Annotated in this window: 7 protein-coding genes; all 7 read left to right on the top strand. The window is 64.7% G+C overall.

Annotation, left to right across the window (positions count from 1 at the left end):
- Nucleotides 1–648 (top strand): NAD-dependent epimerase/dehydratase family protein (locus tag IC50_RS18680; RefSeq protein WP_035707935.1); only part of this gene is annotated, 648 nt, incomplete at its 5' end.
- Nucleotides 649–655: 7 nt separating this feature from the next.
- Entirely contained in the window at nucleotides 656–2068 is a 1413-nt protein-coding gene (locus IC50_RS18675; RefSeq protein ID WP_035707933.1) for a mannose-1-phosphate guanylyltransferase/mannose-6-phosphate isomerase, read from the top strand.
- A 183-nt stretch (nucleotides 2069–2251) separates the two neighbouring features.
- Complete coding sequence (locus IC50_RS18670; RefSeq protein WP_035707930.1) at nucleotides 2252–3256, top strand: Gfo/Idh/MocA family protein; 1005 nt, start codon at nucleotides 2252–2254, stop codon at nucleotides 3254–3256.
- A 51-nt stretch (nucleotides 3257–3307) separates the two neighbouring features.
- Nucleotides 3308–4459, top strand: coding sequence for a DegT/DnrJ/EryC1/StrS family aminotransferase (locus IC50_RS18665; RefSeq protein ID WP_035707921.1), 1152 nt, complete (start codon nucleotides 3308–3310; stop codon nucleotides 4457–4459).
- A gap of 326 nt (nucleotides 4460–4785) precedes the next feature.
- Nucleotides 4786–6312, top strand: a complete 1527-nt coding sequence (gene murJ, locus IC50_RS18660) for a murein biosynthesis integral membrane protein MurJ (RefSeq protein ID WP_035707918.1) — start codon at nucleotides 4786–4788, stop codon at nucleotides 6310–6312.
- Nucleotides 6313–6574: 262 nt separating this feature from the next.
- Nucleotides 6575–6841: a DUF1127 domain-containing protein gene (locus IC50_RS18655; protein WP_035707913.1), complete on the top strand. Its 267-nt coding sequence runs from the start codon at nucleotides 6575–6577 to the stop codon at nucleotides 6839–6841.
- 50 nt (nucleotides 6842–6891) lie between these two features.
- Nucleotides 6892–7400, top strand: a 509-nt coding sequence (locus tag IC50_RS39185) for a GNAT family N-acetyltransferase (protein WP_162131523.1), incomplete at its 3' end; no start/stop codon positions are given.

Raw genomic sequence — 7400 nt, 5'->3', positions numbered from 1 at the left:
GGGGCCTGCCGCTACAATGGCTGTCGTCATCTCGTCTACGCCTCGTCATCTTCCGTTTATGGCGCCAACACAAAACTGCCATTTGCGGTTGCAGACCGCACCGATCATCCCGTGAGCTTCTACGCTGCGACCAAGAAGGCGAATGAATTGATGGCGCAGTCCTACAGCCATCTTTATCGCCTGCCGGTCACGGGGCTGCGCTTCTTTACCATTTACGGCCCGTGGGGCCGGCCCGACATGGCCATGTTTCTGTTCGTGAACGCCATCATGGCGGGCAAGCCGATCCGGCTCTTTAACCACGGCAAGATGCGCCGCGACTTCACCTATATTGACGATGTGACCCGTGTCGTATCGAAGCTGATCGATCTTGTGCCCGCGGACGACCCGGCTGCCGCAAATGCGCCGTTTAAGCTCTACAATGTCGGCAATCACCATCCGGAGGAGCTGATGCACGTCGTCGGTCTTCTGGAGCGGGAGCTGGGCCGGACGGCGATCAAAGAATTGCTGCCGATGCAGCCGGGAGATGTGCTGGAAACGTTCGCGGATGTCGAGGATTTGATGCGCGACACCGGCTTTGCACCGTCAACGCCGATCGAGCATGGGGTCCATAATTTCGTCACCTGGTATCGGGACTACTTCAAGGTTTGAGATCACGATGGACAAACGCATAATCCCCCTGATCATGTGCGGCGGTGCCGGCACGCGGCTGTGGCCCGCTTCGCGCGAGGTGCGCCCGAAGCAATTCCTGCCGCTGTTCGGCACGCGCTCGACCTTCCAGGACACGCTGCTGCGCGTCTCCGATTCCTCGCTGTTCGACCGGCCTGTTGTCATCACCAATGCGTCCTATCGCTTCATGGTGCTGGAGCAGCTCGCCGAGATCGGCATCGAGGCCGACGTGATCCTCGAGCCGATGCGGCGCGATTCCGGACCTGCGATCGCGGCAGGCGCGGTGTTCGCGCAGAACCGCGCCAATGAGGCGATCGTGCTCGCGCTCGCCGCCGACCACGTGGTGCAGGACAATGCCGCCTTCGTCGCGGCCGGCCGCGAGGGCCTCGCCGCCGCGAGCACCGGGCGCATCGTCACCTTCGGCGTCAAGCCGGAGCGGCCGGCGACCGAATACGGCTATATCAATCCGGGCGAGGTGATATCAGGCGAAGTGCATGCGGTTGCGCGCTTCGTCGAGAAGCCGGACGCAGTGAAGGCATCCGACTACGTCAATTCGGGCTATCTCTGGAACAGCGGCAACTTCATGTTCCCGGCCAGCGTGCTGCTCGACGAATATCGCAAGGTCGATGCGGGAAGCGTCGAGGCCGTCACCAACGCCGTCACCAATGCCGGCCGCGATCTCGGCTTCGTCACGCTGGAGCCCGAGGCGTTCGGCGCGGCGAAGGCGATCTCGATCGACTATGCGGTGATGGAAAAGACCTCGCGCGCCGCCGTGGTGCCGGTGTCGTGCGGCTGGTCCGACGTCGGCTCATGGCACGCGGTGTGGGAGCTCTCGGACAAGGACGCGCAAGGCAATGCGGCGCACGGCACCGCCGTGTTCGAGGATTCCCGCAACTGCAACGTCACCACCGATTCCGCGCTGGTCGCGCTCGAAGGCGTCGACGATCTCGTCGTGGTCGCAACTGCGGATGCCGTTCTGGTCTCGCGCCAGAAGGATGCCAACGGCCTGAAGCGTCTCGTGACGAAGCTGAAGGCGGTCGCGCCGAAGGTCACCGAGGAGCATCTGAAGGTGCACCGGCCCTGGGGCAGCTACCAGTCGGTCGACAATGGCGAGCGCCACCAGGTCAAGCGCATCGTGGTGAAGCCGGGCGGGCGGCTGTCGCTGCAGAAGCACCACCATCGTGCCGAGCACTGGATCGTCGTGCGCGGCACGGCCCAGGTCACCGTCAATGAGACCGTGAAGATGGTGCATGAGAACGAATCGATCTACATCCCGATGGGCGCCGTCCACCGGATGGAGAACCCCGGCAAGATCCAGCTGGAACTGATCGAGGTCCAGACCGGCTCTTATCTCGGGGAAGACGACATCATCCGGATTGAAGACGACTATCAAAGGTCGTAACCAGCAAACTCCGAATCACGCGACCCGGGCCGGGAAGGCGGTATCTGCTGCGGCCTAAGGCTCGGGGAATGTGTAACTTTTTGAATCAAATCGTGTCCGGGCTCCCAGCTCCGCATTCGCCACAAATGTGGCGGCCGTGCTAGGAGAGGCCCGGGGATTTGGGTTGAATCGGGGTTTGCTCAGATGAGTTCCAAAGGATCTGCACCGGCGAAGGCCGGCTTGCGCGTCGGCGTCATTGGTGCCGGCGTGATGGGCAGCAACCACGCGCGCGTGCTTGCGGGTCTTCCCGGCGTCAGCCTCGTCGGTGTCGTCGATCCTTCGCACGCGCATCGCACCCGCGCGACGGAGCTTGCCAACTGCCCGAGCTTCGAGACGCTCGACGAGTTGCTCGCGGCCGGCGTCGATGCCGTCACCATCGCGGCGCCGACGCATCTGCATCACGAGGTCGCGCTTGCCTGCATCGCCAAGAACATCCATGTCCTGGTCGAGAAGCCGATCGCGTCCACGGTCGAAGAGGGTCGCGAGATCGTTGCCGCCGCGCACAAGGCGGGCGTGACGCTGATGGTCGGCCATGTCGAGCGCTTCAATCCGGCGGTCGCCGCCGTCAAGCAGGCGATCGCGGGCGAGGACATTCTCTCCATCGCCATCACGCGCGTCGGCCCGTTCCCGCCGCGCATGTCCAATGTCGGCGTCGTCATCGACCTCGCCGTGCACGACATCGATCTGATCCGCTGGTTCACCGAATCCGACATCGTCGAGGTGCAGCCGCAATTGTCGAGCGCGGTTGCCGAGCGCGAGGACATCGCGCTTCTGCAGTTCCGCACCGCCAACGGCGTGCTCGCCCACATCAACACCAACTGGCTGACGCCGTTCAAGGCACGCAGCGTCACGGTCGCGACCCGCGGCAAATACGTGATGGGCGATCTGCTCACGCGCCAGGTCACCGAATGCTTCGGCTTCAAGCCCGACGGCAGCTATTCGATGCGGCATCTGCCTGTCGGTCATGACGAGCCGCTGCGCGCCGAGCTGATCGCGTTCTTGAAGGCGGTGCGACACGGCGAGACGCCGGCGGTGACCGGCGATGAAGGCGTCGCCAGCCTCGAAATCGCCACGCAATGCCTGGAGACGCCCTCGCGTCCCGCCGCGACCGCGCCTGCCCGCAAGGCTCCGCGCCGGATCGCCGGCTGATCCTTTTCCATGTCGACCGCTCAAACGTCACAAGGCGCCAAGAACCAGACTATGAACCAGCATCTCCGTTCCGAACCCATTCCCTTCATCGACGTCGCCTCACAGCGGCGCCGGCTCGGCGCCTCGCTCGATGCCGCCGTCAAGCGCGTGCTCGATCATTGCCAGTTCGTCAATGGCCCGGAGGTGTTCGAGCTCGAGAAGCAGCTCGCGGCCTATTGCGGCGCCAAGCACGTCATCGGCTGTGCCAGCGGCACCGACGCGATCCTGATGGTGATGATGGCGAAGAATTTCGGGCCCGGCGATGCCGTGCTGTGTCCGTCCTTCACCTTCATCGCGACCGCCTCGCCGGTGGCGCGGACCGGCGCGACGCCTGTTTATGTCGACGTCGATGAGACGACCTTCAACATGAGCCCGGAGTCGCTCAAGCGCGGCATCGCGGCCGCCCGCAAGGCCGGCCTCAAGCCGGTCGCGGTGATTCCGGTCGACCTGTTCGGCCAACCCGCCGATCACGACGCCATCGCCGAGATCGCCAGGGCCGAAGGCCTGTTCGTGCTCGACGATGCCGCGCAAGGCTTTGGCGCGAGCTACAAGGGCCGCAAGCTCGGCACGCTGGCGCACGCCACGGCCACCAGCTTCTTCCCGGCCAAGCCGCTCGGCTGCTTCGGCGACGGCGGCGCGATCTTCACCGATGACGACGAGCTCGCGGCCACGCTGCGCAGCATCCGCGTGCACGGGCAGGGCGTGGACAAATACGACAACGTCCGCCTCGGCCTCACCGGCCGGCTCGACACCATGCAGGCCGCGATCCTGATCGAGAAGCTGAAGATTTTCGACGACGAGATCGCCGCCCGCAACAAGGTCGCGGAGCGCTACGCGCGCGGCCTCGGCAATGTGGTCACCGTGCCGCACCTCAGCCCCGGCAACACCTCGGTCTGGGCGCAATACACCATCCGCCTGCCCAGAGGCACCGATCGCGACGGCTTCGCCGCCGCGCTGAAGGCCCAGGGCGTGCCGACCGCGATCTATTACGGCAAGTCGATGCATCAGCAGACCGCCTACAAGCACTATCCGGTCGCCGAAGGCGGGCTGCCGGGTTGCGAGAGCCTGTCGCAGGACGTCATCAGCCTGCCGATGCACGCCTATTTGACCGAAGCCGACCAGGAGCGAATCATCGCCGCCGTGCGGGGTGCGCTTTCAGCTTGAGGTTCACCTCTCCCGCTTGCGGGAGAGGTCGTCGCGCGAATCGTATCTGCGCGCCTGGGCCCGCGGCGGATTCTGAGCAAGCGCCTCGTCCTTCGAGACGACCGCTCCGCGGTCTCCTCAGGATGAGGCTAAACGGCAGCCTGGCCTCTCGAAGTGTTGCCACGCACTCCGTCCTCATCCTGAGGGCCCGCCGCAGGCGGGCGTCTCGAAGGATGCGCTTGCGGGCAAGCTGGCCAACACATTTCTTGTTTGCGATAGTCTTGCCAGACAACCCTTCTTCGCAGCTTGCACCTAGACCTAATCGCGCCATGCTCTAAAACAGGCGCATGCTCGGACGCATCTTCACGGTCGGTGGTTACACGCTGCTCTCGCGGCTGACGGGGTTTGCCCGCGACATCATGCTTGCGGCGATTCTCGGCGCCGGCCCGGTGGCCGACGCCTTTTTCGTGGCGCTGCGGCTGCCCAATCATTTCCGTGCGATCTTCGCCGAGGGCGCCTTCAACGCCGCCTGGGTGCCGGCCTATGCCCATGTCCATGGCGAGAAGGGGGAGGCGGCCGCGCACCTGTTCGCCGACCGCATCTTCACGCTGCTGCTGGCCTCGCAAGTTCTGCTGCTGGTCGTCGCCTGGCTGTTCATGCCGCAGGCCATGAGCATCCTCGCGCCGGGTTTTTCCGAGGATGCCGAGCAGCGCAAGCTCGCGATCGAGCTGACCCGCATCACCTTTCCCTATCTGCTGCTGATCACGCTGGTGACGCTCTATGGCGGCATGCTCAACGTCATGCAGCGCTTTGCCAGCGCCGCGGCTGCGTCGATCTTCCTCAACGTCGCGATGATGATGACGCTGGCGGTTGCCGCATGGTTTCCGACCGCGGGCCACGCCGCGGCCTGGGGCGTGCTGATCTCCGGCTTCCTGCAATATTTCCTGCTGGCGGGCGATCTCGCCCGCCATGGCGGCCTGCCGCGCTTTGCGCCGCTCAGGCTCGACGAAGACGTTCGCGGCTTCTTCAAGGCGCTGGGCCCGGCGACGCTGGGCTCGATGGGGACGCAGGTCGCGCTGTTCGCCGACACCATCATCGCGACCTTCCTGCCTGCGGGCGCGCTGTCGGCGCTCTACTACGCCGATCGTCTCAACCAGCTTCCGATCGGCGTCATCGGCATCGCCATCGGCACGGTGCTGCTGCCGGAAATGTCGCGGCGGATCACGGCCAACGACCATGACGGCGCGATGAAGGCGCAGCGCCGCGCCTTCGATTTCACGCTGCTGTTCTCGATTCCGTTCGTGGCGGCCTTCCTCACCGTGCCCGACGAGATCATGCGCGCGCTGTTCGCCCGCGGCGCGTTCTCGAAGGCCGATGCGGTCGCTGCCGGCGGCACGCTCGCCGCCTATGCCATCGGCCTGATCCCCTTCGTGCTGATCCGCAGCGCGGTCGCAACCTTCTATGCGCGCAAGGACACGGCGACGCCGGTGCGGGCGTCGCTGACCGGCATCGCCGTCAACGTCGCGCTGAAAGTCGCCTTGATGGGATCGCTCGCCCAGATCGGCCTCGCGCTGGCCACCGCCGTCGGCGTCTGGACCAATCTCCTGCTGGTGCTGTTCTTCGCCGTGCGACGCGGCTTTCTCGTGCCGGACCGCGCCTGGCTGATGTCGCTCGGCAAATTCCTGCTGACCGGAATCGTTCTCGCCGCCGCGTTCTGGCTGATCGCGCGCTTCAGCGGTTCCTGGCTCGGCGCGATGCACTTCCGGGACGAAGTGACGCTGGTCCTGCTCGCCGTCGGCGGCACCGTCGTCTACGCGCTCGCGATCCTCGTGTTGTTCGGCCGCAGCTGGCTGGTCTCGCTGGTGCGCGGCTAGGCGAGCAGGGTCGCTCGCCTCCAGCGTGCGGTAGGTATCCGCACATCTCTTGATTTTACGCGATCGCCGTGGTATTGACGGCCCCATGACCAAATGCTCGCGCACCCTCAACCGCAATCACATCACCCGCTTCGGCTGGGCGGTGGGAGGAGTCGTGCGCTAGGAATTCGACGACGACATCTTTTCCACCAGGCCCCGCCGGCATCGGACGGGGCCTTTTCTTTGGCCACGCTTCCTGCCGGCTCAACAGCAGGAGCATCCGATGCCACCCCAACAGACGGACATCACAGCCGCGACGGAGCAAGGCGCCGCGAGACTTCGCCTCGACCTCTCCGTCGTCCTGAGCCTCGTCAGGCGATATTGGCGTGCGTTTCAGGAGCGGCCACGCGCACGAATCACCGTGCATGACCTCAGCGACAGGGCGCTGCTGGACATCGGCTTGACGCGCAGCGAGATCGACTGCATCGCGCCTGAACGCGTCATCGAGAGATTGAGAGACAGCACGATATGGGTCCGCGGCGGGTTGTGACGGATCATCGTTCCTGCCGTTCTTTACTGCGACAAGGAGAGGAGGCGATCATGATATCGCATGCTGCCCGCCGCCAGGCGGACGTGGAAATCCGACGATTGACGGTCGATGATCTCGACGTTTTTCGCGACATTCGCGCGGAGGCGCTTCGAACTCATCCTCAAACCTTTAGTTCTCCTGAAGAGGACGAGGGCGGTGAGGCGATGATGGCGGCGTATCGTCGTTGGCTGGGCGGAATGGTCCTTGGCGCTTTTGGGCGCGGCAGTCTGATCGGTGTCGGGGGGTTCTATGTCTCGTCGGACAAGCGATTGCAGCACAGGGGCCACATCTACACGGTCTACGTCAGAGAGGACGGCCGAGGTCAAGGGATTGGAGATCGGCTCATCAGGGAGCTTCTCGCCCACGCCGAGGCCTGCGTCGAACAGGTGCACCTTGCCGTCCTGGTCGAAGCAACGGCTGCGATCAGGACCTACCAGCGTAACGGCTTCGAAATCTACGGCACTGATCCGGCTGCCGTCCGCATGGGGGAGACCAGGTATGACAAGCACTTCATGGTCAG

Source organism: Bradyrhizobium genomosp. I (2014) (assembly GCF_000261685.1).
Taxonomy (GTDB): Bacteria; Pseudomonadota; Alphaproteobacteria; order Rhizobiales; family Xanthobacteraceae; genus Bradyrhizobium.
Note: the sequence above shows the minus strand (reverse complement) of the source record. Positions and strands in the feature narration are given on the sequence as shown.

What these genes read in the sequence shown, in the direction of transcription:
- IC50_RS18665 (WP_035707921.1), top strand. Translation starts at nt 3,308, where the DNA reads ATGAACCAGCATCTCCGTTCCGAACCCATTCCCTTCATCGACGTCGCC.
- murJ (WP_035707918.1), top strand. Translation starts at nt 4,786, where the DNA reads ATGCTCGGACGCATCTTCACGGTCGGTGGTTACACGCTGCTCTCGCGG.
- IC50_RS18675 (WP_035707933.1), top strand. Translation starts at nt 656, where the DNA reads ATGGACAAACGCATAATCCCCCTGATCATGTGCGGCGGTGCCGGCACG.
- IC50_RS18655 (WP_035707913.1), top strand. Translation starts at nt 6,575, where the DNA reads ATGCCACCCCAACAGACGGACATCACAGCCGCGACGGAGCAAGGCGCC.
- IC50_RS18670 (WP_035707930.1), top strand. Translation starts at nt 2,252, where the DNA reads ATGAGTTCCAAAGGATCTGCACCGGCGAAGGCCGGCTTGCGCGTCGGC.